This is a genomic window from Pseudomonas brassicacearum (assembly GCF_003732175.1).
GTDB lineage: Bacteria > Pseudomonadota > Gammaproteobacteria > Pseudomonadales > Pseudomonadaceae > Aquipseudomonas > Aquipseudomonas brassicacearum_G.
This window is the reverse complement of the sequence record NZ_MOBI01000002.1, coordinates 207,918-234,874: the sequence shown is the minus strand read 5'-3', so window position 1 is coordinate 234,874 and position 26,957 is coordinate 207,918. Positions and strand designations below refer to the sequence as shown.

Sequence of the window (26,957 nt, the reverse complement as noted above, 5' to 3'; positions counted from 1 at the left end):
CAGTGTAGAGCAAGCGTGCGCCTGAACTCGAGTTGAATGAGCAGGAAGTGGCGTGCACCGGGGTGAATCCTCGCTCTACACTGCAAACCATCCCGGACAACAACGGACGTTCCCATGACAGCAAAGTCGGCCGCGAACATTCTCGACACCGTCGAAGGCCAACGTTTGGTTGGTGATGAGGCCGAGTGCTGGCGCGAGTGGGGCCCGTACTTGAGTGAACGGCAATGGGGCACCGTGCGCGAGGACTACAGCGCCGATGGCGATGCCTGGACATATTTCACTCATGAGCACGCCCGCAGCCGGGCGTATCGCTGGGGCGAGGACGGGTTGGCGGGGTTCTGCGACCGGGCCCAGCACTGGTGCGTCGGGTTGGGGCTATGGAACGAGCGCGACCCGATTCTCAAGGAGCGCCTGTTTGGCCTGAACAATGCCGAAGGCAATCACGGCGAGGATGTCAAAGAGCTGTATTTTTATGTCGACGGGGTGCCGAGCCATGCCTACATGCGCATGCTTTACAAATACCCGCAGGCTACGTTTCCCTATGCCGACCTGGTGGCCGAGAACGCTCGTCGCGGCCTTTCCGATACCGAGTATGAAATCCTCGACACCGGGGTGTTCGAGGACGACCACTACTTCGACGTAACGGTGGAATACGCCAAGCACAGCCCGGACGACCTGTTGATGCGGGTCATCGTGCACAACCGTTCGGATCTGCCGGCGCGTCTGCGCGTCTTGCCCCAGGTGTGGGCGCGCAACACCTGGAGTTGGGGCGGTAACAGGCACATGCCCAGCCTGACGCTGACCGGTGACTCGGTCCTGGCGCAGCACCCGATGCTGGCGGACAGGCAACTCAGTGCCTGGGGCGAGGAGGGGTGTGAGTGGCTGTTCTGCGACAACCAGACCAATCATCCGAAACTTGACGGTGTGCCCGCCAACGGCCCGTTCAAGGATGGCATCAACGATTATCTGGTGGACGGTGTGGCGGGGGCGATTCGACGTGACGCCGGTACTCGGGTCGCGGCGCATTTCGTTCTCGAACTGGACGGGCTGGCGCGCAAATGCATCTACCTGCGCTTTGCGCCGACCGTCTCGCCCAAGGTCAACGCCAAGGTGCTGTTCGAGCGCCGCCGCTTGGAGGCCGATGACTATTACGCGGCGCTGCAAGCACAGATGACGGACCCGGACGCACGTAACGTTCAGCGTCAGGCACTGGCCGGGTTGCTCTGGTCCAAGCAGTTGTATTATTTCGACGTCAATCGCTGGCTCGACGGCGACCCCGGACAACCCTCGCCACCGCCCGGGCGGCTGCACATCCGCAACACCCACTGGCGGCATTTGTCGAACGCCGACATCGTTTCCATGCCCGACACCTGGGAATACCCGTGGTATGCGTCGTGGGACCTGGGCTTTCAGGCCGTTGCTTTTGCGCTGATCGATCCGGGGTTTGCCAAGCACCAACTGCTGTTGTTGGTCAAAGACCGCTTCATGCACCCCAACGGCCAACTGCCGGCCTACGAATGGCGTTTCGACGATGCCAACCCGCCGGTGCATGCCTGGGCCTGTTGGCGGGTGTATCAGCGTGACAAGGCGTTGACCGGTGTCGGCGATATGGATTTTCTCGAGCGGATTTTCCACAAGCTGCTGCTGAATTTTTCCTGGTGGGTCAACCGCAAGGATGCCGAAGGTCGCAACCTGTTCCAGGGCGGGTTTCTCGGGCTGGACAACATTGCGCTGTTCGACCGTTCGGCCGTGTTACCACCCGGTTTTCAACTGGATCAGGCCGACGGCACGGCGTGGGTGGCGGCGTATGCGCTGGACTTGATGCGGATTGCCCTGGAACTGGCCAAGCGCAATCCGGTGTATGTCGACATCGCGGTGAAGTTCTTCGAGCACTTTCTCTATATCGCCGGCGCCATCAACCGCGTGGACGATGCCGCTGAAGGGGTGTGGGATGAACAGGACCAGTTTTTCTACGATGTTCTGCACCGTCCCGACGGGGCCAGCGAGCCACTGCGCCTGCGCTCTATCGTCGGCTTGATGCCGCTGTTCGCGGTGCAGGTGCTGGAACAGCACGAGCACGAAGGGTTGCCGGGTTTGCGTGAGCGTTTATTGGGGTTCCTGCATCATCGGCCGGACCTGGCGAGTCTGATTTCACGCTGGACCGAGCCTGGAAAAGGCAATCGGATACTGCTCGCGCTGTTGCGTGGCGAGCGCACCAAAAACTTGCTCAAGCGCATGCTCGATGAGGCCGAGTTCCTCTCCGAATTCGGCGTTCGCTCCTTGTCCAAAGCCTTCGCCGAGCATCCGTTCGGGATGCAGATCAATGGCAACAAACTGTGTGCCGACTATGAACCGGCGGAATCCGGTTCGAGGTTGTACGGCGGCAATTCCAACTGGCGCGGGCCGTTGTGGATGCCGATCAATTACCTGCTGATCGAGTCGTTGCGTGAGTTTCATCGCTACTACGGCGAAAACTTTTCGGTCGAATACCCCAGCGGTTCGGGCTATCTGGCATCGCTTGCCCAGGTAGCCGACAGTTTGAGTCAGCGTTTGACCCGACTGTTTCTGCGGGATGAAAACGGTAGCCGACCGTCTATGGTCGGCTACGCGCAGCTCCAGGCCGACCCGTTGAGCTGTGACCTGGTGTTGTTTCACGAGTATTTCCACGGCGAAACCGGCCGCGGCCTCGGCGCGTCCCATCAAACCGGCTGGAGCGCGCTGGTGGCGTTGCTGCTCTGAACGCCACGCAATTGATCGTTCCCACGCGCCGCAAAGGAATGCCTCTAGGGACGCACCGCGTCCAGTGACGCGGAGCGTCACGGGCTGCATTCCCACGCGGGAGCGTGGGAACGATCAGGTGGCCTATCAAGCGATCAGCGTCACTTCATGCTCCAATGCCCACGGCGCGATCAAGCGCTGCGGGGTCTGGCAGGTTTTGCGCTTGAACACGAAGTTGCGGCACTTCTCGGCGAACTGCTGGCGGTTGTGCACCATGTCCAGTTGCATCTGGGCCAACTCGACCTCGCGACAGTGTTCGATCTGCTGAAGGTCCATGTTGGCTTTGCGCGCTCGTAATGCCGCGTACTTTTCATCGGTCAAAGCGCCCCTGGCCTGTTGCAACAGCCAATGGCTGAACTCGCGCGGGCAGCGCGGACCAATCTCCTGGATCATCCCCAATTGCCAGGCTTGAAACGCGCTGACCGGCAGGCACTCTTCGGTCAGCTTGTGCGCGATTTCGCTGCCCACTGCGCGGGGCAGGCTGTAGGTCCAGTATTCGGAGCCATACAGGCCCATGGTTTTGTAATGCGGATTGAGCACGACACCCGCCCGGGCGAAAACGATGTCAGCGGCCAGCGCCAGCATCACGCCGCCGGCTCCGGCACCGCCGGTCAGGCCGCTGATCACCAGTTGCCGGGCTGTCAGCAGTTCCTGGCAGACATCGTCGATCGCCTGAATATTGGCCCAGGCTTCCAGCCCCGGCACCTTGGCTGCCTGAATGACATTGAGGTGAACGCCGTTGGAAAAGCTTCCACGACCGCCCTTGATCAGCAGCACTTGGGTGTCTCGAGCCTTGGCCCACTGCAGCGCCGCAACCAATCGCTGGCACTGTTCGGTGCTCATGGCGCCATTGTAGAACTCGAAGGTCAGCTCACCGACGTGGCCCGACTCCCGATAACGAATCGGCTGATAGGTCGCCTCGTTGAACGGTTGGTTAGCAATAGATCCGTCCAGTACCGGTATTGCATCGAGTTGTCCGGCCAACACATGCCGCGCCGGTAACTTGAAGGTTTCCTCCCCAGGCAAGGCCTTGCGCTTGAGTGAACCGATCCACAGACTGTGATCGTCGGTCGCGACCAGTACGGCATCGTCCTGGACAGCAAGAATGGTCCCCGGCGTACCGCTGCGTGAATCCAGGTGCGCGTCGTACAGGTAATACTGCCCGCCGGCCAGGCTCGCCAGCACACCCGGCTGGCCGTCGGCGGCATCGAGGGTGCGTTTGATGAACTGCGCGCAATCGTGCCAACTGAAGGTCCGGTCGGCCTGTTTCATGTTCGGCTTCAGGCGTCCGATGACGTTGGGTTGCGTGTAATCGAGGGGTGTCGGGACGAAATCGCTGGCGAATTTTTCCACCACGTCACGGATGCAATGGATCGCTGCGTCACTCACCGGGCCGTTGTACAGCTCGGATTTGCGGACATCGGCGGGCATGCTGAATTCGTAGGTCGACCAGATCGGCCCGGCGTCCATTTCTTCGACTGCCTGCAAGGCTGTAACGCCCCAGCGGCTGACCTGCTGGGTGATGGCCCAGTCCAGCGCACTGGCGCCGCGGTCGCCGACGATACCGGGGTGAATGATCACCACCGGTCGATCCGGGTTGCTCCAGAGTTGTTGTGGAACGCGATCCTTGAGAAACGGGCAGATCACCAGATCGGCCGCCGATTCCTCGATCTGCCGGCACACCGAGGCTTCGTCGGTGAACAGCACCACACTGGGATCGTAGCCCGATTGGCGCAAGTCCAGCCAGGCGCGTTGGGTCAAACCGTTGAACGCCGATGACAACAAAATGATTTTCAATGACCGCATGGATGACTCTTCCCTGAGGATGCGCGGCCGGAGGCTCCCATTGAGCCGTCCCTGGCCTTTGATGGAAGCGCAAGGGTAGAGGCAGCCCTGTGGGGGGAACCTGATCGAGATCAATCTGAAACGACAAAACCCGTCGTCTTGTGAAAAGTCGACGGGTTTTGTGTTGTTCGCAGACACGGCCGAGAACCTGTGGCGAGGGGGCTTGCCCCCGTTCGGTTGCAAAGCAGCCGCTCCCTTGATCAACGGGAACTTCCAGATACAACGCGGACACCGGTTTTAGGGTCGCTTCGCGACCCAACGGGGGCAAGCCCCCTCGCCACAAGAGCCCCACGGCGTTGCTTTCTACTCCGGTGAATCCGGTGGATCGAGATGATCCAGTGCGCGATTCACGGCCAGTTCAGCCAGGGAAATCATCTGCTGAATCGCCAGCGCGGTATTGCGTTTGGGGCCTTCGAGTTCGAACGCCAGATCGCTGGCCATGACATTCACCGAGGCGAGGGTTTCGCAGGCGTGGGCCAGCAAGGTTTCGCTGTCGACGTCCGGGGCGATGACAAAAATGCAGCCGGGGCGTCGGTCGGCTAACAATTGCTTGGTCTCGGGCAGCACCAGGTAATGATCGAGCGCGCGGTGCGCGGCGGCGTGGAGTTCTTTTGAATCGAGGGATGCGTAAGGGGAAACGGGGTCGGTTTCGGGGGGATTCGGTGTGGCTTTGAACATGGTGATGCTCCTGATTGTTTCAAAGGAGCTGCCAATATCACTTGCAGATGATGGGTGGCAGCTATGCGCGGGTCTGCAAGACCGGGAAACCAGGAACCCGGCAGACCCTAAGGTCTCCCGCGCAAAGCCGCCATAAAGCGGACACAAAAAATCGTCCTTTGCTTATGGTGTTGCTGTGCGACTGGTTATTTCCGGCGGGCTTGCAGACCCGATCACTGATGAGCAGTGACACGGAAACAATAAGAGCAAGGCCCAATACGCACAAGCCGGCGGATTCTGGCGCAGGTGTAGGCCGTGACGCAAGGCGTTGTAGCCTCTGATGGGCACTGCGTAGGCAAGCTTAAACACCCGTAGCAACTGTCGAGCCCGCGAGGCTGCGTTCGGGCGCGGTTTTACACCTTGGCAAGGTCGATTCGATGCACTCGCAGGTGTTATCTATGTAGGGCCTTACGTGGATGGCCAAGGCATAAAGTGACCCCTGATCTTCAGGCAGAAGATCGGACATCCACTTAAAGGGAATTAATCAACGTGCCAAACAGCAATGAATACTCATACACGGAAGAACAGGTAAACGCGGCGTTTTCAGACATCAGCGCGAGTCTGTTCAAAGACAAGGTCATCAGTACCTCCAACCCGAAAATGCTGATCGTGGCGGGTATCCAGGGCTCGGGGAAAACCTGGTTGCTGGAAGACTCACTACTGAAAACCGGCAACTATTCGAATTACATCAGGCTGTATCTACCTGAGTACCGCAAAAAGCATCCGCAGTATTCGCAGATGGAAACCCACGGGGTGCTGCACGTGTATGAGCACACCGAGGCCTTTGTGCGGGCGGTGTGCGCGAAGATCTTCAACAAAGCCTTTGCCGAGAAGTACAGCATCATCATGGAGTCGGCGCTGGACTCGGCAGACTTCGCTGCCTTCCCGCCGCTGGCCGTGTCAGCCGGCTATCAGTTTGAAGTTCACGTGGTGGCCTGTAAAAAAGAGTTCACCCATTTGTCGACGATCAGCCGTGGCCTGAAGAGTCTTAAAGACAAGCAACTGGAGCGCTTCCTGAAACTCTCGGAGCTTGAGGCGAGCCTGGGCAATGCCGAGAAAGTGCTTAACGCTTTTGAAGAGGCTTGCGTGCAGAAGGTCGGATCTCGAATCACCCTGTATGAGCGTGGGTTCGGTGAACTGAAAAACCGAAAGGTCGTCTGTCGCAGCCAGTGCGACACGCTCGGTCAGTTGGCCGCGCAATCGGTGATCAATCATAAGGGGGCGACAGTGGCTGTCGCTGACAACCCGGTCGCCATCGAGCGAGCCCCCGGCAAGACCTCGCGTTCCTGTTACACAGCCTATAACCACATCGTCAGCGCCGAGGTCAGTCTCAGGCGTGACCGACGGGAAATGGTCTGGGATTGCCAACTCGCGCTGTTGGAGGTGCTACGCCTGAATAAGCAGGTCCCCGCATTCGTCAACACCGACCTGGTGGGTTACGTGTTCAAGCATTTGCATCACTGATCAACCGACAAGTAGCCCGCCGTCGGCGGGCTTCCTGCCAAACCCCTTGAGTCAAAACGCAAAACACGAACAGCCAAACGCGCCCCAGAATCCCTGGAAGTCGCTGACGGGTGCGTTCGACAAGCGCGCCCGCTCGTGGCTGTGGGCATGCACTGCGCAGGTGCCTGCGCATTGATGCATCTGGGCGGTGAGCGGTGCCAAGGGTTTCCAGTGCCCCGGCACGTTCACCACCGGTGACCAGTCGGGCATGACCGGCAAACGCGGCGGGCCGAGTTTTTCGAATTCGAGGCTGCCGTACACCACCTTGCCATCGACCACGGTCAGCACCGATTCAATCCATTTGATCGCTTCGTCGTCGACGCTGAAGTAGTCGGCAGACAACGCCACCAGATCGGCCAGTTGCCCGACCTTGATCTGGCCCTTTGTGCCTTGCTCGGAGGAGAACCAGGCGCTGCCATGGGTGTAGAGTTCCAGCGCCGTGTCGCGGCTCAGGCCTTGCGGATAAAGCTCCAGGCCGCCGACGGTGCGGCCGCTGACCAGCCAGTAGAGTGATGTCCATGGGTTGTAGCTGGAAACCCGCGTGGCGTCGGTGCCGGCACCGACCGGGATGCCTTCGGCGAGCATGCGCTGGATCGGCGGGGTGTGCTCGGCGGCTTTGGCGCCGTAACGGTCGACAAAGTACTCGCCCTGAAAGGCCATGCGATCCTGAATCGCAATGCCGCCGCCCAGTGCACGAACCCGCTCGATGTTCTGCGGGGTGATGGTTTCGGCGTGATCGAAGAACCACGGCAACCCGTCGAACGGGATATCGCGGTTGACCTTTTCGAACACGTCGAGCATCCGCGTGATCGATTCGTTGTAGGTGGCGTGCAGGCGGAATGGCCAGCGCTGCTCGACCAGATGACGCACCACCGGTTCCAGTTCCTGCTCCATGGTTTGCGGCAGATCGGGGCGTGGTTCGAGGAAGTCTTCAAAGTCGGCGGCGGAGAACACCAGCATTTCGCCAGCACCGTTGTGCCGCAGGAAATCGTCACCCTGGCCGTAGTGCGAGGTGCTCGTCCAGTTCTTGAAGTCAGTCAGCTCTTCCTTGGGCTTTTGGGTGAACAGGTTGTAGGCGATGCGCACGCTCAGTTGCTGGTCCTTCGCCAACTGCTGGATGACCTGATAGTCGTCTGGGTAATTCTGAAAGCCGCCACCGGCATCGATGGCGCTGGTGACGCCGAGACGATTGAGTTCGCGCATGAACTGTCGGGTCGAGTTGACCTGATATTCCAGCGGCAACTTCGGCCCCTTGGCCAGCGTGGAGTACAGAATCATCGCGTTCGGACGGGCGATCAGCATGCCGGTGGGGTCGCCATTGGCATCGCGCTGGATTTCACCACCCGGCGGGTTCGGGGTATTGCGGTCATAGCCAACCACTTTCAGCGCCGCGCGGTTGAGCAGGGCGCGGTCATACAGGTGCAGGACAAACACCGGGGTGTCAGGTGCAGCCTTGTTCAACTCTTCAATCGTCGGCAGGCGCTTTTCGGCGAACTGGAACTCGGTCCAGCCACCGACCACGCGCACCCATTGCGGTGCCGGTGTGCGATGAGCCTGGTCCTTGAGCAGGCGCAAGGCGTCGGCCAATGACGGCACGCCTTCCCAGCGCAGTTCGAGGTTGAAGTTCAGGCCACCACGGATCAGGTGCAGGTGCGAGTCGTTGAGACCTGGGATCACCGTGCGTTTTTGCAGGTCGATGACTTGCGTGCTGGCGCCGCGCAGGGGCATGACGTCGGTATCATTGCCGACGGCAATAAACCGCCCGTCCTTGATGGCGACCGCGCTGGCCTGGGGTTTATCCCGGTCGACCGTGTGCATGCGACCGTTGAACAGGATGAGATCGGCTGGGGTGTTGGTCATGCTGGTGCTCTGCGCAAATAGAGGATTGGTCCAGGCACCGACGGCGCCCTCCGAAAGGCCTTGCAGTACGCGGCGGTGGTTGAAGTCGTCGCGTTCATCAGGTGGGCTCATGGCGCCGTTCTCCGCAGTATTCGGTCGAGCGGGCAGTCGGATACGTAACTCATACGGCCAGCAAAGAATATAGACGGCAAATTCGCAGTCGATGTGTCGGGCGGGCATATTTACGACCGGCAGAAACGACGAATCCCGCCATAAAGGCGGGATTCGCAGGCAGCCAGAGGGCTCCCGAGGGCGGGAGCCGTCGTCTTAGCTTGGGAACAGCTCGGACAGTTTCATGGCCAGCATCATGTCGCCTTCAGCGCGCAGTTTGCCGCCCATGAACGCTTGCATGCCGTCGGTCGAACCGTCGACGATGCCTTCCAGGGTTTCGCCGTCCATGACCAGAGTCACTTGAGCGTCCGGATTTTCGCCTTCTTTCAGCTCGCAAGTGCTGTCTTTAACGATCAGCGAGAAGTTCTTGGTGTCGTCGATGCGGAAACCGAAAACCAGGTCCAGACCGGCAGCAGCGGCTGGGTTGAACTTGGCTTTCATGGCTTGTACGGCGTCAGCTACGGAGGTCATGGTTCGATCCTTTTATGAAGTGTTACAGCAAGGGTCACAGTGATCCGGACTCAACGGAAAGTGATGAGTTCCGGGGCCTTCAGCAGTTGCAAATGTGCATGACTGTTGAAGGAAGCCAGTGTCACCTCGCGACCACGGAACTTCAGTTGGTTGAGCGAGGTGTTAACGATTTGCCAATTCAGTTCAAAGGCCTGCCTGGCGGGCATTTGAGTAATCAGGTGGAGCAGGGCAGTGATGGTCCCGCCGGACGTGAATACGGCGATTTTCTGGGTGTTGTCGGCCTGTTCGAGAATACGCTGCAAACCGGCCTGGACCCGCTCGACGAAGTCTGGCCAGCTTTCCAGCCCCGGTGGGTTGTAAGTGCCGGCCAGCCAACGCTCGATGATCAAGGCAAAGATTCGCTGAAACTCGCCGCGATTATGCGCGGCATTGCGCAGAATATTCAGGGCTTCGGGTTCTTCGGGCAGCAGGTCTGGAATCAGCGCGCGAATCACCGCGTCGGCGTCGAACTCGTTGAAGGCCGAATCGATTTCCAGCGGTGGCACCGGCAGGCCGACAGCGCCGAATTGTGCCAGGGCGCTGCTGGCAGTATGTTGCTGGCGACGCAGGTCGCCCGACAGGCAGCGATCGAAACTCAACCCCAGTTCAGCCAGGTGACTGCCGAGCACTTCTGCCTGACGAATACCAGTCGGCGACAGCACGTCGTAATCGTCTGCGCCGAAGGAGGCCTGGCCATGTCGAATCAAATAGATGCTGCCCACGTCCGCGTCATCCCGGTACGTTGAAGGTTTGGCGAGGTTATGAGGATGCCGATGAGCTGTCAATGAAAAAACATACGCTTGTTTGAAATGCTCGTTGGAGGCCTGTCACAGAAGGTTTCACGACTGGTCGCAACGCGGCCGCATGGGTATGCTGAAGGTATACGCGTCCGCGTGTTCTGCGGCGCACTGTCGTTAAGGAGTCAATGTGGATTTTCTTGCCGAGTACGCAAGTTTTCTGGCTAAAACCGTTACCCTGGTGATCGCCATTCTGGTGGTCCTGGCCAGCTTTGCGGCGTTGCGCAGCAAAGGCCGGCGCAAGTTCACGGGCCAGTTGCAGGTCAATAAACTCAATGATTTCTACAAGGAACTGCGTGAGCGCCTGGAGCAGACACTGCTCGATAAGGACCAGCTCAAGGCCTTGCGTAAATCCGAAGCCAAGTCCGAGAAAAAACAGAAGAAAAAGCCGGAAGCCAAACCCCGGGTGTTCGTGCTGGATTTCGATGGCGACATCAGGGCTTCGGCGACTGAAAGCCTGCGCCACGAAATCACCGCGCTGTTGTCCCTGGCCACGCCAAAGGACGAAGTCGTGCTACGTCTGGAAAGCGGCGGAGGCATGGTTCACAGCTACGGTCTGGCGTCCTCGCAACTGGCGCGCATTCGTCAGGCCGGTGTGCCATTGACCGTGTGCATCGACAAGGTCGCGGCCAGCGGCGGTTACATGATGGCGTGCATCGGCGAGAAGATCATCAGCGCGCCGTTTGCCATTCTGGGTTCGATCGGGGTGGTGGCGCAGTTGCCTAACGTCAATCGCCTGCTGAAAAAGCACGACATCGACTTTGAAGTCCTGACGGCGGGTGAGTACAAGCGCACGCTGACAGTGTTTGGCGAAAACACCGAGAAGGGCCGGGAGAAGTTCCAGGAAGACCTGGATGTGACTCACGAACTGTTCAAGAACTTCGTCTCACGCTACCGGCCGCAACTGGCCATCAACGAAGTGGCCACCGGTGAAGTCTGGCTGGGTGTTGCCGCACTGGAAAAACGACTGGTCGATGAGCTGAAAACCAGCGATGAATACCTTGCCGAACGGGCCAAGGGCGCAGAGCTGTTTCACCTGCATTATGCCGAACGCAAGAGCCTGCAAGAACGCGTCGGCCTGGCGGCCAGTGGTTCGATTGATCGGGTTTTGTTGACGTGGTGGAGCCGTCTCACCCAGCAGCGCTTTTGGTAAGAAACACAGGAGTAGCCACTGTTATCGCAGCGTCGAGTGCAATGCTCGGCGCTCTACAGGTTCAGTCGCGGGTGTTTACCTTCCTCATTTCAGATCTTTTGAGGCCGTCGCGTTTTCCCATCGGATTGAAGACATTTCCTGCTTTTTTTGCGGTAGGCGATGCATAAGCTCTTAGCTCCCGAATCAACTGCAAAGGATTGCAAATGATGGCGCTAGAGAGTCAACACCAGCCTGTCACCAGCCGGTTATCTGCTCAGAAAAAACAACCACTGTCGAGCCTTGCACTGGACGCCGTATTGCCCTCGACCCCGACCCAATATGCCGCGAAGCTGATCGAGGAACGTTGGGGGACAGCGCCATTGACCGCGTGCCTGGTCGATCTGAATTACAGTTTCTATGGCTACCCTGCGCAACAGGACGTGCAGCAAGGCCGGGTCAGAAAATCACAAAGCCTGGTACAGGCCTTACTGTCCAACTATCAGACCGTAGGCGCGGGTCGCTTCGGGGAAACGGCATTCGGCCTGTACACACCTCCTGCCGTGGGCCCGGAAGTCCAAATCGTCGAGATCGATGAGTCTATCAAGCCAGACGGTGGGTTCCTGGACTATGAGGGCATCTACCGTCAAACCGTCCCTCAACACTACGGCCCGAGCACTCAGCTGAAGCTGCAGCCGGCGGACTTCAAGAGGTGGGTGTGGGAGCTGGAGTTCAAGGACAAATACAGCGCTTATGTGCACGCTGCGTGGCCTTCCGATGAGGTCTGTCACGCACCGCAAGGCTATCCGTTGCGTACTTCGGTCAAGACGGCCTTTGTCATGGCGGCGTATTTGCAGCACCAGGAAAACAGCCTGAGCGAGGACGGACTCAAACTGGCGCTGCGGGCTGCCGGGTTTGAGCCGCAGCAAACATGGGAACAGCTGACGGTTGAGCAATTGCAGGCCTGGGCGACCATCGAGTCTTCCATAGAGGCTGCGCGTCTGGTCATTTACCGTTATGTATCGAGCGATATCTGGAGCTTTCGGGAGAAAACCAGTGAGCGGATTTTGCTTTATGTCCCGAGTAACTCTTCTCCGTTCCACGAGTTTTCCGATCAACAGGCGTTGCACAATTGGGTGGCCGAGGTGGGCGGGGACGATGCCAGGAAGGACGCTCTGGCAGCGCATTTTTCCGAAGATGACCGGCAGGACGGCACGTTCCATGCGGGCGTGTCGACCGCATTGGACGGCATGGCGATTTACCCCGAACAACATCATTTGAAGAAAGGCCATGGTTTTTTCAACGATGATGGTTACTGGGATCCTGCCGATTACATTCACTTCGAGGCCGCGACGTCTCCAACCGATCCCTTCGCGCAGTGGGTGTTGGTGATGAAGCAAGCGGCCCACGCCAGTATTGAAACGATTCGAGACGATGCCCAGGTCAATCGGGATGATTTGAGTGCAGTGGTCGAGCCCATTGTGCAATGGATCAACAAATTTGGTCCCTTAGCGTTGTTCGTTCCGGGTGGCGAAGGTTTGTTGGCGCTGGCCGGACTGATCGATGCCGGTTATGGATTGGCTCAGGCGGTTGATGGCAAGACCTCTGAAGAGCGCTCGGCAGGTGTCACGCGTACCGTATTCGGTTTGCTCAATGCCTTGCCACTGGCCGCGGAAGGGGCAGCCATCAAGGCCGAAGAGCATGCCGTCGGCATCGGGTCTGAACCCGGTCCTGCCCCCGCGTTTATGGATGAACCCTTGTCCGGCGAGTCCTCGCTGGTGGCCGGAAATGTTGCACCTTCCGCCGTTGGCGCTGAACGGGCGCAGCTGATGCGAGGTATTGGGCCGAGTGTCCAGTCATTCAGCGATGAGGTTCTGGTCCAAATAGCTCATGTCAGCCCGGTGGACGATGATGTCTTACGCCTGATGCACACCGGGCAGCGGCCACCGCCTCCGATGCTGGCGGATACCATCAGTCGTTTTATGCTCGATCAGGATCTGCAGCGCGCCATTGACGCGTTCCCCGAAGGCTCGGTGCAGGCCGAGCAGCTAAAGAACACACGAGTCGAACAGTTCAGGCAGCGCTATGACGCGCTGCAGCATTCGGATAATGACTGGATCAGGTTGTTTCGGGATCAATACCCGGGTTTGCCGAAAAGTGCGGTGGAGCAAATGCTCGACAGGTCGGGAGTGGACATTGCCGCGCCCCACACACTGGCTGACACCAAGCGAGTATTGGGGCAGTTGAGTGGCAAGGCGCACCAGTACGAGCAGCATGTACGCCTGTGCCGCGCCTATGAGGGGCTTTATCTGAAGTCAGTCAAAAACGCCGACAGCGATGTGCTCGTTTTGCAGACGCTGGAACGGCTGCCGGGCTGGTCGCGTGCGACTCGAGTCGAGACGCTCTATGGGCAGGTCGGTACGGCTGACTTTGACCAGTCGCCTCTCGGGCTTTTGCCGCAAGAACAACGTGCAGCCCTCGGTTTGCGTCCAGGCCATGAATGGCAGGACTTGCAGCTCAAAATTCGGGAGAACGCCCTGCCGCGCTCCGAATTGATGCTCGGGTTGCGCAGGATGGACACCGGGTTGACCTTTCAGCGTCTCGGTTTGCGAGGTGGTGGATTCCCGAGCACCGCGCAGTTCGGTGAATTGTCCACGGAGATGATGAGGGCTCAGGTTAAAGAGATTTATCCTGCTTTTACCACCGAGCAAGCGGATGAGTTTCTGTTGAATGCAGGCGCCCAGGCTCAGGCCGATCTTTATCGGCTGAGGTTGCAGGCGGAGCAACTACGTGTCGATATCACGAGTTGGGTCGAAGACATAACCGATAATATCGAAGACATGGATATCGAGATTTTGCTCGCGGGTGATGCGGAGGCCCAGGGATTGAGCGACGCCGAGATTGAGGCAGAGAACGACGCGCGCATAGACGAATGGATGGATATTGAACGTGATACCCGATATGAGCTGGCCGAGGACCTGATCGCCATTTGGCAAAAGCGTAGCGGGCCAGACAGCAGGGTTTATCGGGATGGGCAGTTCATCGGCTTTCATCTGGACATGGACTTCGAGCAGATGCACTACCTCCCGCAGCTCAATGTAAAGTTGAACGACGTGGTCTCTCTCACCATGCCGAATTTCACGTTAACGCAGCGCAGCAGCCTTAATGGATTTCTTGAGTGTTTCCCCAATCTTCGTACGTTGAATATGCAGGGCGTTGATCTACGTCTCTTTGATCGCAATGGCATAGAGGTTGGTCGATTACCGCCTGCCATCGGCCAGCTGTCTCGGCTTGAGGTCTTGAATTTGAAAGCGACCCGGCTGGTCCTGACGGAGGGAACCGTAGGCCAGCTCGCCGGGCTCACCCGACTGCAGGAGCTCGATCTTAGCGAAAACCCACTCGGTCTCCCGCCGCCAGTGTTTGAGATGTCCGAATTGCGTCAACTCAAGTTGAGGAGGGCAGAGCTTCGGTCTTGCCCGGTTTTTACTCTCGATTTTCCTGGTCTGGAGCGGCTGGATCTGCGTGATAACCAGATTGCCCGAGTGCCTGAGTCGGTTCGAAAGCAGTCGGTGGTCGAGGGCAACGTCTTGCTTTCAGGCAATCCGTTAACCGACGTAGACAGTCTGCAATGGATAGTGGCCCATCGAAAACAGATGGGGATCAATTTATGGATGGGGGCGGGGATACGCGGTGTTGCCAGGCCAAACGCCTGGTTGACCGGGCTTCTCCCTGAGCAAGCGGCACAACAGACTGCACGCTGGGAGCGTATTTTTGCAAAAGGGGGGAATGGCCGTTTCTTCGACACCCTGGCAGCGCTGACGCGCACGGCTGATTTCCTGGTGGACTACGCACCTTTGCAGCAGCGAGTGTGGCGGATGGTTGAGGAGATGGATGCTTCGCAGGAGCTTTGCCAACACCTTTTCGAGGGCATGGAATGGTCGGGCTTCGATGGGGATGACCCGTTTGCCAGTTTTGTACGACTGGAAGACAGAATCACGTTATTCAAGGAACCGCCTGTGAAAATAGCCAGTCTCGATGGCGAGGCTTTTCAAGCTCTGTAGGTGGATCGGGGACTCTGTAGCCAATATGAAAAACCTTGAGTCCCGGCATATACGCCGGGCTCAAGGTTTTTTTGTCGGTCAGCGGCGACGGAACAGCGGCAGCGGTTCGTCGGTGGCGGCCTGGTAGGTCACCGAGAAGTCCTTGAGGCTTTCAAGGGCTTCGTACGGGTCCTTGTCGGCGCGCAATGCATACGCGTCGAAACCGCAGCGGTGCAGGTAGAACAACTGGTCGCGCAGCACATCGCCGATCGCCCGCAGTTCGCCCTTGTAGCCGTAGCGGTCACGCAGCAGGCGCGCGTTGGAGTAGTTGCGCCCGTCGGTGAAGGCCGGGAAGTTCAAGGCAATGACCTGGAACTGATCGACGTCGTCACCGATTTCCTCGGCTTCTTCATCGGCATCCAGCCACACGCCCAGACCGCCATCGCGGGCCTTGAGGGCGTGAGCGTGATCGCGCCACAGAGCCAACGGCACGATCAGGTCGTCGCAGTTGGAGATGCCGTCGAGGGTCGAGTCCTTGGGCATCAAGTGCCAGGTTTCGTCGATGACCTCGTTGTTCTTAATGATTCGCTGCATAGACGCGTTCCTTGAAGAGGTCGATGCCGATACGTTGATAGGTGTCGATGAAGCGTTCGTCTTCGGTACGTTGTTCCACGTACACGTCGATCAGCTTCGAGATCACGTCAGGCATGTCGTCCTGGGCAAAGGACGGGCCGAGGATCTTGCCCAGGCTGGCGTCACGGCTGGCGCTGCCGCCGAGGGAGACCTGGTAGAACTCTTCACCTTTCTTGTCCACTCCGAGGATGCCGATGTGACCGACGTGGTGGTGACCACAGGCGTTCATGCAGCCGGAAATGTTCAGGTCCAGTTCGCCGATGTCGAACAGGTAGTCCAGGTCATCGAAACGGCGCTGGATGGCTTCGGCGATCGGGATCGACTTGGCGTTGGCCAGGGAGCAGAAGTCGCCACCCGGGCAGCAGATGATGTCGGTCAGCAGGCCGATGTTCGGCGTAGCGAAACCTTGCTCGCGCAATTCACCCCACAGGGTGAACAGTTGGCTCTGCTCGACGTCAGCCAGAATGATGTTCTGCTCGTGGGAGGTGCGCAGTTGGCCAAAACTGTAGCGGTCGGCCAGATCGGCAACGCCATCGAGCTGCTTGTCGGTCAGGTCGCCCGGAGCAACACCGGTCGGCTTGAGCGACAGGGTCACGGCGACATACCCCGGCTTCTTGTGAGCCAGGGTGTTGCGGGTGCGCCAGCGAGCAAAGCCCGGGTATTGCTTGTCGAGTTCAGCCAGTTCTGCCGTCTGATCGTTCAGGGCTTTGTAGTCCGGATCGACGAAGTGCTTGGCGACGCGATGCACTTCGGCTTCGGTCAGCGTGGTCTGGCCACCGCGAAGGTATTCCATTTCCGCGTCGACTTTTTGAGCGAAGACTTCAGGCGTCAGGGCCTTGACCAGAATCTTGATCCGCGCCTTGTACTTGTTGTCGCGACGACCATAGCGGTTGTACACACGCAGAATGGCGTCGAGGTAGCTCAACAGGTCTTGCCACGGCAGGAATTCATTAATGAACGCGCCAACGACAGGCGTTCGGCCGAGACCACCACCGACCAGCACGCGGAAACCCAGTTCGCCTGCGGCGTTGTGCACCGGCTCAAGGCCGATGTCATGGACTTCAATGGCTGCACGGTCCGAGGTCGAACCGTTGATGGCGATCTTGAACTTGCGCGGCAGGTAGGCGAATTCCGGGTGGAAAGTGGTCCACTGACGGACGATTTCGCACCACGGACGCGGATCGATCAACTCGTCGGCAGCGACACCGGCGAACTGATCGGTGGTGACGTTGCGCAGGCAGTTGCCGCTGGTCTGGATAGCGTGCATCTGCACGGTCGCAAGCTCAGCCAGGATGTCCGGGATGTCTTCCAGTGCCGGCCAGTTGAACTGGACGTTCTGCCGGGTACTGATGTGGGCATAGCCCTTGTCGTAGTCGCGGGCAATCTTGGCCATCATTCGCGTCTGGCGCGAAGTCAGTTGGCCATAAGGCACGGCAACCCGCAGCATCGGAGCGAAGCGCTGGATGTAAAGGCCATTTTGCAGGCGCAGGGGGCGGAATTCTTCTTCGCTCAGCTCGCCTGCCAGATAGCGTCGGGTCTGATCACGGAACTGCTTGACGCGGTCCTCGATGATCCGCTGATCGTACTCGTCGTATACGTACATATAGGTCCTGTTCTCAGGCTTGGGCCAATCAGGAACAGCTGCGTTTTCCGCTCGCTTGATTCCGATACTGCCTTGGCAATTCTGCGCGCACGGCCGCGCACTCCCCACGGAGCCGAGGCAAGATACCAGTTTGCGTTTATGCGCAAAAGTGATGTTTGAGTATATGTAAAGAACCAAATCGACTAATGAGACTGGTTATTGTCTTACCCACATTTGTGGTACGGGCAATCCTCGACTTAACTGTGCTCGAGTCTTTCTGCAATCACCGATAAAACCGACAAGAGGCGATGCAATGAGCAACCCAACCAAAGCACGGAAAAGCGATAGCACCGTCGATGCATGGGCCATTCTGTTTCTGATCATCCTGGTAGTGGGCACTGCGGTGTTCTGGGTCAGCCATCAATAGGTAAGCGTGTCCGGGTCCTGTTCTGACGATTGTCGGACAAAACGTCGATTAATCGCGATTTGCCAGCACTTCGCTGGCTATAATGCGCGGCTAATTGCCGGGGCTCGGATATTCAATGTTCAAGTTTCTCTGTGGGGTATTGCTATCGGTTTGCTCGGCCTATGGGTCGGGTACGCAAGCGGCGTCGGTGCTGTTCCTGAGCCCTGGCACTTCTACGGAAACCTTTTGGCTCAGCTATTCGCAATTCATGCAGGCCGCCGCTCGGGATCTGGGCATGGACCTGCAGATACGGTATTCCGAACGCGTGCCTGAAACCACGATCAAACAGGCCCGGGAAGCCCTGCAAGGGCCAAAACGTCCGGATTATCTGGTGTTCGCCAACGAGCAATATGTTGCGCCGGAAATTCTGCGGTTGTCCGAGGGCAGCGGTGTGAAGCTGTTTATCGTCAATAGCGCGCTAAACGCCGATCAACTGGCGTTGCTCGGCAATCGCCAGGAAAAATACCCCAATTTGCTCGGTAGCCTGGTGCCTAACGATGAGGAGGGCGGTTACCTGATGCTCAAGGAGTTGATCCGCCTGCATCCTCCGGTCGCCCCCGGCCAGAAACTTGAATTGCTGGCGTTTGCCGGTTTGAAAATCACGCCGGCCTCGCAGTTGCGTGAAAAGGGCTTGATGCGGGCATTGCGCGAGCACCCCGAAGTGCATTTGCAGCAACTGGTGTACGGCGGGTGGAACCGTCAGCGCGTCCATGAGCAGGCGACGTTGCTGTTCAAACGCTATCCGAAGACGTCGCTGATCTGGACGGCCAACGATGAAATGGCGTTCGGCGCGATGCAGGCCTATGAAGAAGCGGGCGGCACACCGGGCAAGGGCGCGCTGTTCAGCGCCGTCAATACCTCGCCGTCGGCCTTGCAGGCGCTGCTGGATGGTCGTCTTAGCGTATTGCTGGGCGGGCACTTCAGTCTGGGCGGCTGGGCGCTGGTGCAGTTGCATGACTATGATCAGGGCGTTCATGTCGAACGCTATGGCGGCCGTGATCGGCAGATCCCGTTGTTGCAGTTGATTGATCGGGAGCAGGCCAGGCAACTGTTGGCCATGGGAGCCACGCAGAACTACGGTGTGAACTTCCGCAGCCTGTCGGCCAAGGATCGTCCTCTGAGTTATCGCTACCCGTTCAGCCTGCAAACCCTCATGCACTGAGGGTGGGCTAAACCCCGGCGAGATGCAGGACCAGTTTCACGATGCCGAACAGCGTCAGTGCAAAGACCGCCGTGAATAAAATGCCGAGCACCACGAAATGACTGGGCTTGCCGTGCGTGAAGTCGCGTGCGCGGTTCTTCCCGCTCTGCACGCCAAACGCCGCCGCCAGCACGCTGTGCAGCATTTGCCAGAAGCTGGGTGGTTTGTTGTCGACTGGATCGTCCATAAATCCCTCGTCACTGGAGTGTATGAGGCAAGCATAGTCAATCTTCCCGGGGGACGTGGCGGTCGTCAGACCACCATCGCGGGTCAGGTCAGCTGGCTCACATAAGTGCCCGTGCCCTTGAGAATGTTCTGCAACGTTTCTTCCACTTCAGCCAGATCCTCCGGCGCGGTGCTGTGGTGGATTTCCAGGTGATCGTCGCCATTCAGCGCATCGGCGTCAGCGGCGGCTATTTCGATCAGCAGGCGGGTAGGGCTGAGGGTGACTTTCACACCATCGAGGGTCGACGGTTCACCATCAAGGGTGATCTCCAGTTCATCTTCGTCCGGGTAGCGAGTCATCAGAAACATCTCGCCCTGATTACTGTGGCAGCAGAGCATGGCCATGTTGTCTTCTTCGTCATCGCACGGGTTGGTGATCAGGTGGGCGGTGGTCAGTTGCATGGGGTGATTCCTGGCTCAACGAGCGTTATAAAGACAACAAAATCCGATTCTGCCAGCCCGAGGGAATTTCTGCTCGGCTGTGTGTCAAAAAGTGTGTTGTGAACACCGGAGGGGTTGTCGGTCATTTCTGGTACGCAGGTGCCGTAAATCCGGGCATAAAACCGTCTTTTTTTCACGCGGCTGCTAGTGTTATTCGATGCGCTGCCGATGAGTTACGTGCCGATGACCGAATATGTCGCAGCATCGCAAGCAGGCAGGTTGTCGCACCCGATAAGCTGCGCAACCAATGGGCACCTCTAAAGACATTGCTTGTCTACCCGGTAGTCGTTTTTACAGATGCCCATTCATTGGAAGGTGAATGTGACCTGAGTGTCTCGTCCAGCTTCACCCACCTGTCACCCTGTTAACCTCTGCCCGAGATTCAGGAACAGGGTGACGGATCGCCCCGACAGGGGTTTTGCACGCGACGCTTCCATCAATAACAAGCCCAAGCGGAGTACCACAGATGGCGTTCTTCACCGCAGCCAGCAAAGCCGACTTCCAGCAACAACTGCAAGCGGCACTGGCGCAGCACATCAGTGAACAGGCACTGCCACAAGTGGCGCTGTTCGCTGAACAATTCTTTGGCATTATTTCCCTCGATGAGCTGACCCAGCGCCGGTTGTCCGACCTCGCCGGCTGCACCCTTTCTGCCTGGCGCCTGCTTGAGCGCTTTGATCACGCGCAACCACAAGTGCGTGTTTACAACCCGGATTACGAACGTCACGGCTGGCAGTCGACCCACACTGCGGTCGAAGTGCTGCACCACGACCTGCCATTTCTCGTGGACTCGGTGCGCACCGAACTGAACCGTCGCGGCTACAGCATCCATACCTTGCAAACCACGGTGCTGAGCGTACGTCGCGGCGCCAAGGGCGAGCTGCTGGAAATCCTGCCTAAAGGCACCCAGGGCGAGGGCATTCAGCAAGAATCGCTGATGTACCTTGAGATCGATCGTTGCGCCCATACCGCCGAACTCAATGTATTGAGCAAGGAGCTGGAGCAGGTTCTCGGTGAAGTCCGCGTTGCGGTCGCCGATTTCGAACCTATGAAAGCCAAGGTCCAGGAACTGATCGAAGGCATCGACAAGAGCAAATTTGCCGTCGATGCTGAAGAAAAGAGCGAGATCAAGGGCTTCCTCGAGTGGCTGGTGGGTAATCACTTCACGTTCCTGGGTTACGAAGAGTTCGTGGTTCGCGACGACAAGGATGGCGGCCATATCGAGTATGACCAGAACTCGTTCCTGGGCCTGACCCGATTGCTGCGCGCTGGCCTGACCGCCGAAGACCTGCGTATCGAAGACTACGCCGTGAACTACCTGCGCGAACCGACGCCGCTGTCGTTTGCCAAGGCTGCGCACCCAAGCCGTGTGCACCGTCCGGCTTACCCTGACTACGTGTCGATCCGCCAGATCGATGCCAATGGCAAAGTCATCAAGGAATGCCGTTTCATGGGCCTGTACACCTCGTCGGTGTATGGCGAAAGCGTGCGGGTCATTCCGTACATCCGTCGCAAGGTCGACGTCATCGAACAGCGTTCCGGCTTCCAGTCCAAGGCGCACCTGGGCAAGGAACTGGCCCAGGTACTCGAAGTACTGCCGCGTGACGATCTGTTCCAGACTCCGGTCGACGAGCTGTTCAGCACCGTGATGTCGATCGTGCAGATCCAGGAACGCAACAAGATTCGCGTGTTCCTGCGCAAAGACCCGTACGGTCGCTTCTGCTACTGCCTGGCCTATGTGCCACGCGACATCTATTCCACCGAAGTGCGTCAGAAGATCCAGCAAGTGCTGATGGATCGCCTGAAAGCCAGCGATTGCGAATTCTGGACCTTCTTCTCCGAGTCCGTGCTGGCCCGTGTACAACTGATTCTGCGGGTCGACCCGAAGAACCGTCTGGACATCGATCCGCTGCTGCTGGAAAAAGAAGTGGTTCAGGCCTGCCGCAGCTGGCAGGACGACTACGCAAGCCTGGTCGTGGAAAGCTTCGGCGAAGCCCAGGGCACCAATGTGCTGTCCGACTTCCCGAAAGGCTTCCCGGCCGGCTACCGCGAGCGTTTCGCCGCGCATTCGGCTGTGGTTGACATGCAGCACCTGCTGAGCCTGAGCGAAAAAAATCCACTGGTCATGAGCTTCTATCAGCCGCTGGGTCAGGTGTCCGGTCAGCGCGAGCTGCACTGCAAGCTGTACCACGCCGATACCCCGCTGGCCTTGTCCGACGTCTTGCCAATTCTGGAAAACCTCGGCCTGCGCGTGCTGGGCGAGTTCCCGTATCGCCTGCGTCACAGCAACGGTCGCGAGTTCTGGATTCACGACTTCGCGTTCACCGCCGCTGAAGGCCTGGAACTCGATATCCAGCAGCTCAACGACACCCTGCAGGACGCGTTCGTCCACATCGTTCGCGGCGACGCCGAAAACGATGCGTTCAACCGTCTGGTACTGACCGCCGGCCTGCCATGGCGCGACGTGGCGCTGCTGCGTGCTTACGCCCGTTACCTGAAGCAGATCCGTCTGGGCTTCGACCTGGGCTACATCGCCAGCACCCTGAACAACCACACCGACATCGCTCGCGAATTGACCCGGTTGTTCAAGACCCGTTTCTACCTGGCACGCAAGCTGACCAGCGACGACCTCGACGACAAGCAACTGCGCCTGGAGCAAGCGATTCTGAGCGCTCTGGACGACGTTCAAGTGTTGAACGAAGACCGCATCCTGCGTCGCTACCTGGACCTGATCAAGGCTACTCTGCGGACCAACTTCTATCAGACCGATGCCAACGGTCAGAACAAGTCCTACTTCAGCTTCAAGTTCAACCCGCACGCTATTCCAGAGCTGCCGAAGCCAGTACCGAAGTTCGAAATCTTCGTTTACTCGCCACGCGTTGAAGGCGTGCACCTGCGCTTCGGCAACGTGGCTCGTGGTGGTCTGCGCTGGTCCGACCGTGAAGAAGACTTCCGTACCGAAGTCCTGGGCCTGGTAAAAGCCCAGCAAGTGAAGAACTCGGTCATCGTGCCAGTGGGCGCCAAAGGTGGCTTCCTGCCGCGTCGCCTGCCGCTGGGTGGCAGCCGTGATGAGATCGCAGCAGAAGGCATCGCCTGCTACCGCATCTTCATTTCCGGTCTGTTGGACATCACCGACAACCTGAAAGACGGCGCGCTGGTACCGCCGGCCAACGTCGTGCGTCATGACGACGATGACCCGTACCTGGTGGTGGCAGCGGACAAGGGCACTGCGACCTTCTCCGACATCGCCAACGGTATTGCGATCGACTACGGCTTCTGGCTCGGTGACGCCTTCGCGTCGGGCGGCTCGGCCGGTTACGACCACAAGAAAATGGGCATCACCGCCAAAGGCGCGTGGGTTGGCGTACAACGTCACTTCCGCGAGCGCGGCATCAACGTCCAGGAAGACAGCATCACTGTCGTGGGTGTCGGCGACATGGCCGGTGACGTGTTCGGTAACGGTTTGTTGATGTCCGACAAGCTGCAACTGGTCGCAGCGTTCAACCACCTGCACATTTTCGTCGACCCGAATCCACAGCCAGCCAATAGCTTCGCTGAGCGTCAGCGTCTGTTCGACCTGCCGCGTTCGGCGTGGTCGGATTACGACACCAGCATCATGTCTGAAGGCGGCGGGATCTTCTCCCGTAGCGCGAAGAGCATCGCGATTTCCCCGCAGATGAAAGAGCGCTTCGACATTCAGGCCGACAAGCTGACCCCGACCGAACTGCTGAACGCCTTGCTCAAGGCGCCAGTGGATCTGCTGTGGAACGGCGGTATCGGTACGTACGTCAAAGCCAGCAGCGAAAGCCACGCCGATGTCGGCGACAAGGCCAACGATGCACTGCGCGTGAATGGCAACGAACTGCGCTGCAAAGTCGTGGGCGAGGGCGGTAACCTCGGTATGACCCAACTGGGTCGTGTCGAATTCGGTCTCAATGGCGGCGGCTCGAACACCGACTTCATTGACAACGCCGGTGGCGTGGACTGCTCCGACCACGAAGTGAACATCAAGATCCTGCTCAACGAAGTGGTGCAGGCTGGCGACATGACCGAGAAGCAACGTAACCAGTTGCTCGGCAGCATGACTGATGAAGTCGGCGGTCTGGTCCTCGGCAACAACTACAAGCAGACCCAGGCTCTGTCCCTGGCAGCCCGTCGTGCCTACGTGCGGATTGCCGAGTACAAGCGTCTGATGAACGACCTGGAAGGCCGTGGCAAGCTGGACCGTGCCATCGAGTTCCTGCCAACGGAAGATCAACTGAACGAGCGCGTTGCGGCAGGCCAGGGCCTGACCCGTGCCGAGCTGTCGGTATTGATCTCCTACAGCAAGATCGACCTCAAGGAGCAGTTGCTCAACTCGCTGGTGCCGGACGACGACTACCTGACCCGCGACATGGAAACCGCTTTCCCGCCGATGCTGGTCAGCAAGTTCTCCGAGGCCATGCGTCGTCACCGTCTGAAGCGTGAGATCGTCAGCACCCAGATCGCCAACGACCTGGTCAACCACATGGGCATCACCTTCGTTCAGCGACTCAAAGAGTCGACCGGCATGAGCCCGGCGAACGTGGCTGGCGCCTATGTGATCGTGCGTGACATCTTCCATCTCCCGCATTGGTTCCGTCAGATCGAGGCGCTGGATTACCAGGTTTCGGCCGACGTGCAACTGGAGCTGATGGATGAGCTGATGCGTCTGGGCCGCCGTGCCACTCGCTGGTTCCTGCGCAGCCGTCGCAACGAGCAGAACGCAGCGCGAGACGTTGCGCATTTCGGTCCACATCTGGCAGCGCTGGGCCTCAAGCTCGACGAACTGCTGGAAGGCCCGACCCGCGAAGGCTGGCAGACCCGCTATCAGGCTTACGTCGCAGCTGGCGTACCCGAGTTGCTGGCGCGCATGGTTGCAGGCACCAGTCACCTGTACACCTTGTTGCCAATCATCGAGGCAGCGGACGTGACTGGCCAGAATGCAGCGGACGTGGCCAAGGCCTACTTCGCCGTGGGCAGCGCGCTGGACCTGACCTGGTACCTGCAACAGATCAGCGCTCTGCCGGTGGAAAACAACTGGCAAGCGCTGGCCCGTGAAGCGTTCCGCGATGACATCGACTGGCAGCAACGGGCGATCACCATCTCGGTCCTGCAAATGGGCGATGGCAAGCAGGACGTGGAAACGCGTCTGGCCTTGTGGATGGACCAGAACCAGAACATGGTCGAGCGCTGGCGCGCCATGCTGGTGGACATCCGTGCCGCCAGCGGCACCGACTACGCCATGTACGCGGTCGCCAACCGTGAACTGCTGGACCTGGCGTTGAGCGGTCAAGCGGTGGTGCCTGTCATGGCCACTGCAATCGCTGAACTGGAGCCGGCTGCCTGATCATCAGGCGCTGAATAAAAAGCCCCGTCTCGAGAGAGACGGGGTTTTTTTTTGCTTTGTCGAGTGCGGTGAGCATTGTCGGTCAGGAGATGAAGTCCAGGTCAATCACTTGATAAAAAGCGGCTGCTGTATTGGCCACGTCCCAAACGGCGAGAAGGACGTGGTACCCCTTGCGGTCAGGCAGTGTCATCGTGTGTTGGTGAATGGGTCGTGGGTACAAAACGTCGGATCCAGGGGCGTAATACGGTCGGAATGTGTTCAGGAATACCTCGACCGGTTCGTCTTCGAAATGCTTTCTTGCCAGTGGCTCATCAGGGTTCCAGCCAACTTTGGTGATCCAATATGACCATCGACGGGTTTTGTGGACCTGCCTGTATTCCCAGATGACATTAAACGGACCCGGCCTGACATTGTGTTTTTTCCAGTGAGAGCCGGTTGCGTTGAGCAGGGCGCGAGCATCCGCCGTATGTCCGCCACTTGCAATCAGCCCATCAGCGGGAGGTGGGCGGTTGTAGACGTCATCTGGAGCATCCGGGTCCGGCAAATTACCCAGCAGTCCGGGAAACCCTTTTCCACCCTCACACTCATTGACTTGACCGAAATCCAGTTTGCCCTCCTCATAGAGGAACTGTGCACGGGATTGTGGATTGGAGATCCTGCCATGCCTGGGCAGAGGCTCTTTTCTGTCTGCTAGCTCGACTAGCAAACTATCAATGAGTTCGTTTACCTCGTTCGAAGAGAGTTGTTTTAGATCATTCTGAGAGAGTTGTCCGTATTGTGAAGCCATCGCATTGACACTCCATTCAATGAAACCACCAAAGACTGGACGAAAGGCCATTGGCCCATTTCCTGTCTGTTGAGGTGGATTAGAGAAGGAAGGATCAATCACTGTCTACTGTCAGAGTTGACAGTAGACAATACGGTTTTACTGTGTTTTCAGGCCTGGAAGGGGGTTATTTAATGGTTCGCAACCCCTCACTCGATAACGAAAGTTTATCTGACGACTTGGTCAGTAAATTACTGAGTGACTGGTCAAACTTTTGCAACGCACGAACTTGAATAGTCTGCTGCTCATTGATGTCGGCAACGATCTCTTTGGTGGGTTTGAAGTCGGCCCACACCGGGCTCAGGCTTCTTGCCTCGTGACCTTGGGCGGTTCCGATGTAATTGAGGCTGGCGTCATAGAAGTGCGCCGTGACGTCGGCCTGTACATCGGAACTGCGCGAGGTGATGAGCTGGCTATGGGTGTCGATGACCGCCACGACATCCGGTTTTGCGGCTTTAAGACTTTGCATGTCCGGGTAAACCGTCACCGAGCCGAACTGCCGTTGCAGGGAGGCCTTGACCCAATTCACCGCCATGTCTGGTTGGGAGGTGGAAACATAGGCGTCGTGGATCGGCTGCACCAGCAGGCTCTGGCCGAAACCGGTGCCAGCGTTGGCTTGGTAGTCCTTGAGGTAGGCACGGCTGTTCTGGGTGTTCTGACTGTAGACAATGCCCAGTGATACGTTCGGACCGCTGGTGATATGGGTGGCGCTGGAGTGCATGACCGGTGCAGTGAAGTAATTGCTCAGAGCAGCTTGTTCTTCTGGCGCGGTGGGCACCGAACAACCGGTTAATAAGGCGGTGAGGCTGATGCTGGTGACCAGGACTATTTTCATGGTGTGTCTCCAGTGAAACACATTCAGTCGGGAAGTTTAACGGGTCGAACA

At 58.4% G+C, this 26,957-nt stretch carries 17 protein-coding genes; 6 read left to right on the top strand and 11 right to left on the bottom strand.

Going from position 1 to position 26,957, the window contains the following annotated elements:
• Nucleotides 1-114 precede the first annotated feature (114 nt).
• Nucleotides 115-2,739, top strand: coding sequence for an MGH1-like glycoside hydrolase domain-containing protein (locus BK658_RS02100; RefSeq protein WP_123580746.1), 2,625 nt, complete (start codon nucleotides 115-117; stop codon nucleotides 2,737-2,739).
• Between the two features lie 126 nt (nucleotides 2,740-2,865).
• Here the strand turns inward: BK658_RS02100 and BK658_RS02095 are convergent, their stop codons facing one another.
• Nucleotides 2,866-4,584: a hydrogenase maturation protein gene (locus BK658_RS02095; RefSeq protein WP_123580744.1), complete on the bottom strand. Its 1,719-nt coding sequence runs from the start codon at nucleotides 4,582-4,584 to the stop codon at nucleotides 2,866-2,868.
• A gap of 342 nt (nucleotides 4,585-4,926) precedes the next feature.
• Nucleotides 4,927-5,301, bottom strand: a complete 375-nt coding sequence (locus tag BK658_RS02090) for a DUF6124 family protein (protein ID WP_123580741.1) — start codon at nucleotides 5,299-5,301, stop codon at nucleotides 4,927-4,929.
• A gap of 528 nt (nucleotides 5,302-5,829) precedes the next feature.
• Between BK658_RS02090 and BK658_RS02085 the strand changes: the two genes are divergently transcribed.
• On the top strand, nucleotides 5,830-6,804 hold the full coding sequence (locus tag BK658_RS02085; RefSeq protein ID WP_123580739.1) for a zeta toxin family protein: 975 nt from the start codon (nucleotides 5,830-5,832) through the stop codon (nucleotides 6,802-6,804).
• 51 nt (nucleotides 6,805-6,855) lie between these two features.
• Here the strand turns inward: BK658_RS02085 and BK658_RS02080 are convergent, their stop codons facing one another.
• The 3 genes from BK658_RS02080 to BK658_RS02070 form a co-directional block, all read right to left on the bottom strand.
• The gene (locus BK658_RS02080; RefSeq protein WP_185019766.1) at nucleotides 6,856-8,703 is read right to left on the bottom strand and encodes an amidohydrolase; all 1,848 of its coding nucleotides are present in this window, start codon (nucleotides 8,701-8,703) and stop codon (nucleotides 6,856-6,858) included.
• A 306-nt stretch (nucleotides 8,704-9,009) separates the two neighbouring features.
• A complete protein-coding gene (locus BK658_RS02075; RefSeq protein ID WP_019690779.1) occupies nucleotides 9,010-9,324 on the bottom strand; it encodes an SCP2 sterol-binding domain-containing protein in 315 nt (104 codons plus the stop codon).
• Nucleotides 9,325-9,374: 50 nt separating this feature from the next.
• A complete protein-coding gene (locus BK658_RS02070; RefSeq protein WP_123580736.1) occupies nucleotides 9,375-10,085 on the bottom strand; it encodes a histidine phosphatase family protein in 711 nt (236 codons plus the stop codon).
• 205 nt (nucleotides 10,086-10,290) lie between these two features.
• Here BK658_RS02070 and sohB point away from each other — a divergent pair, with 205 nt between their 5' ends.
• Nucleotides 10,291-11,313 (top strand): protease SohB, encoded by a 1,023-nt coding sequence (sohB, locus tag BK658_RS02065; protein WP_123580734.1) that lies wholly within the window; start codon nucleotides 10,291-10,293, stop codon nucleotides 11,311-11,313.
• A 203-nt stretch (nucleotides 11,314-11,516) separates the two neighbouring features.
• Nucleotides 11,517-15,350 (top strand): dermonecrotic toxin domain-containing protein, encoded by a 3,834-nt coding sequence (locus tag BK658_RS02060; RefSeq protein ID WP_123580732.1) that lies wholly within the window; start codon nucleotides 11,517-11,519, stop codon nucleotides 15,348-15,350.
• 78 nt (nucleotides 15,351-15,428) lie between these two features.
• Here the strand turns inward: BK658_RS02060 and BK658_RS02055 are convergent, their stop codons facing one another.
• Together BK658_RS02055 and BK658_RS02050 are read right to left on the bottom strand one after the other, a co-directional pair.
• Entirely contained in the window at nucleotides 15,429-15,923 is a 495-nt protein-coding gene (locus BK658_RS02055) for a DUF934 domain-containing protein (RefSeq protein WP_123580730.1), read from the bottom strand.
• On the bottom strand, nucleotides 15,907-17,565 hold the full coding sequence (locus tag BK658_RS02050; RefSeq protein ID WP_123580728.1) for a nitrite/sulfite reductase: 1,659 nt from the start codon (nucleotides 17,563-17,565) through the stop codon (nucleotides 15,907-15,909). The genes BK658_RS02055 and BK658_RS02050 overlap by 17 nt, the downstream gene beginning before the upstream one ends.
• Before the next feature lie 521 nt (nucleotides 17,566-18,086).
• On the opposite strand from BK658_RS02050, the gene BK658_RS02045 reads away from it, so the two are divergent.
• Nucleotides 18,087-19,172 (top strand): ABC transporter substrate-binding protein, encoded by a 1,086-nt coding sequence (locus tag BK658_RS02045; protein ID WP_123580726.1) that lies wholly within the window; start codon nucleotides 18,087-18,089, stop codon nucleotides 19,170-19,172.
• A 7-nt stretch (nucleotides 19,173-19,179) separates the two neighbouring features.
• On the opposite strand, the gene BK658_RS02040 is transcribed toward BK658_RS02045, so the two are convergent.
• Entirely contained in the window at nucleotides 19,180-19,398 is a 219-nt protein-coding gene (locus tag BK658_RS02040) for a DUF2970 domain-containing protein (protein WP_123580724.1), read from the bottom strand.
• A gap of 83 nt (nucleotides 19,399-19,481) precedes the next feature.
• Nucleotides 19,482-19,838 carry a hypothetical protein gene (locus tag BK658_RS02035; protein ID WP_123580721.1) on the bottom strand — a complete coding sequence of 119 codons (357 nt, stop codon included), beginning with the start codon at nucleotides 19,836-19,838 and terminating at the stop codon, nucleotides 19,482-19,484.
• Nucleotides 19,839-20,343: 505 nt separating this feature from the next.
• Between BK658_RS02035 and BK658_RS02030 the strand changes: the two genes are divergently transcribed.
• The gene (locus BK658_RS02030; RefSeq protein ID WP_123580719.1) at nucleotides 20,344-25,245 is read left to right on the top strand and encodes an NAD-glutamate dehydrogenase; all 4,902 of its coding nucleotides are present in this window, start codon (nucleotides 20,344-20,346) and stop codon (nucleotides 25,243-25,245) included.
• A gap of 82 nt (nucleotides 25,246-25,327) precedes the next feature.
• Here the strand turns inward: BK658_RS02030 and BK658_RS02025 are convergent, their stop codons facing one another.
• Both BK658_RS02025 and BK658_RS02020 read right to left on the bottom strand, forming a co-directional pair.
• The gene (locus BK658_RS02025; RefSeq protein ID WP_221178584.1) at nucleotides 25,328-26,083 is read right to left on the bottom strand and encodes a lytic polysaccharide monooxygenase auxiliary activity family 9 protein; all 756 of its coding nucleotides are present in this window, start codon (nucleotides 26,081-26,083) and stop codon (nucleotides 25,328-25,330) included.
• A gap of 115 nt (nucleotides 26,084-26,198) precedes the next feature.
• Nucleotides 26,199-26,906, bottom strand: a complete 708-nt coding sequence (locus BK658_RS02020; RefSeq protein ID WP_123580717.1) for an ATPase — start codon at nucleotides 26,904-26,906, stop codon at nucleotides 26,199-26,201.
• Between the last annotated feature and the right edge of the window lie 51 nt (nucleotides 26,907-26,957).

Coding starts and splice junctions, on each gene's coding strand:
- BK658_RS02100 (WP_123580746.1), top strand. CDS start 115: ATGACAGCAAAGTCGGCCGCGAACATTCTCGACACCGTCGAAGGCCAA.
- BK658_RS02020 (WP_123580717.1), bottom strand. CDS start 26,906: ATGAAAATAGTCCTGGTCACCAGCATCAGCCTCACCGCCTTATTAACC.
- BK658_RS02055 (WP_123580730.1), bottom strand. CDS start 15,923: ATGCAGCGAATCATTAAGAACAACGAGGTCATCGACGAAACCTGGCAC.
- BK658_RS02090 (WP_123580741.1), bottom strand. CDS start 5,301: ATGTTCAAAGCCACACCGAATCCCCCCGAAACCGACCCCGTTTCCCCT.
- BK658_RS02040 (WP_123580724.1), bottom strand. CDS start 19,398: ATGGACGATCCAGTCGACAACAAACCACCCAGCTTCTGGCAAATGCTG.
- BK658_RS02060 (WP_123580732.1), top strand. CDS start 11,517: ATGATGGCGCTAGAGAGTCAACACCAGCCTGTCACCAGCCGGTTATCT.
- BK658_RS02030 (WP_123580719.1), top strand. CDS start 20,344: ATGGCGTTCTTCACCGCAGCCAGCAAAGCCGACTTCCAGCAACAACTG.
- BK658_RS02075 (WP_019690779.1), bottom strand. CDS start 9,324: ATGACCTCCGTAGCTGACGCCGTACAAGCCATGAAAGCCAAGTTCAAC.
- BK658_RS02095 (WP_123580744.1), bottom strand. CDS start 4,584: ATGCGGTCATTGAAAATCATTTTGTTGTCATCGGCGTTCAACGGTTTG.
- BK658_RS02025 (WP_221178584.1), bottom strand. CDS start 26,083: ATGGCCTTTCGTCCAGTCTTTGGTGGTTTCATTGAATGGAGTGTCAAT.
- BK658_RS02080 (WP_185019766.1), bottom strand. CDS start 8,703: ATGACCAACACCCCAGCCGATCTCATCCTGTTCAACGGTCGCATGCAC.
- BK658_RS02045 (WP_123580726.1), top strand. CDS start 18,087: ATGTTCAAGTTTCTCTGTGGGGTATTGCTATCGGTTTGCTCGGCCTAT.
- BK658_RS02035 (WP_123580721.1), bottom strand. CDS start 19,838: ATGCAACTGACCACCGCCCACCTGATCACCAACCCGTGCGATGACGAA.
- BK658_RS02050 (WP_123580728.1), bottom strand. CDS start 17,565: ATGTACGTATACGACGAGTACGATCAGCGGATCATCGAGGACCGCGTC.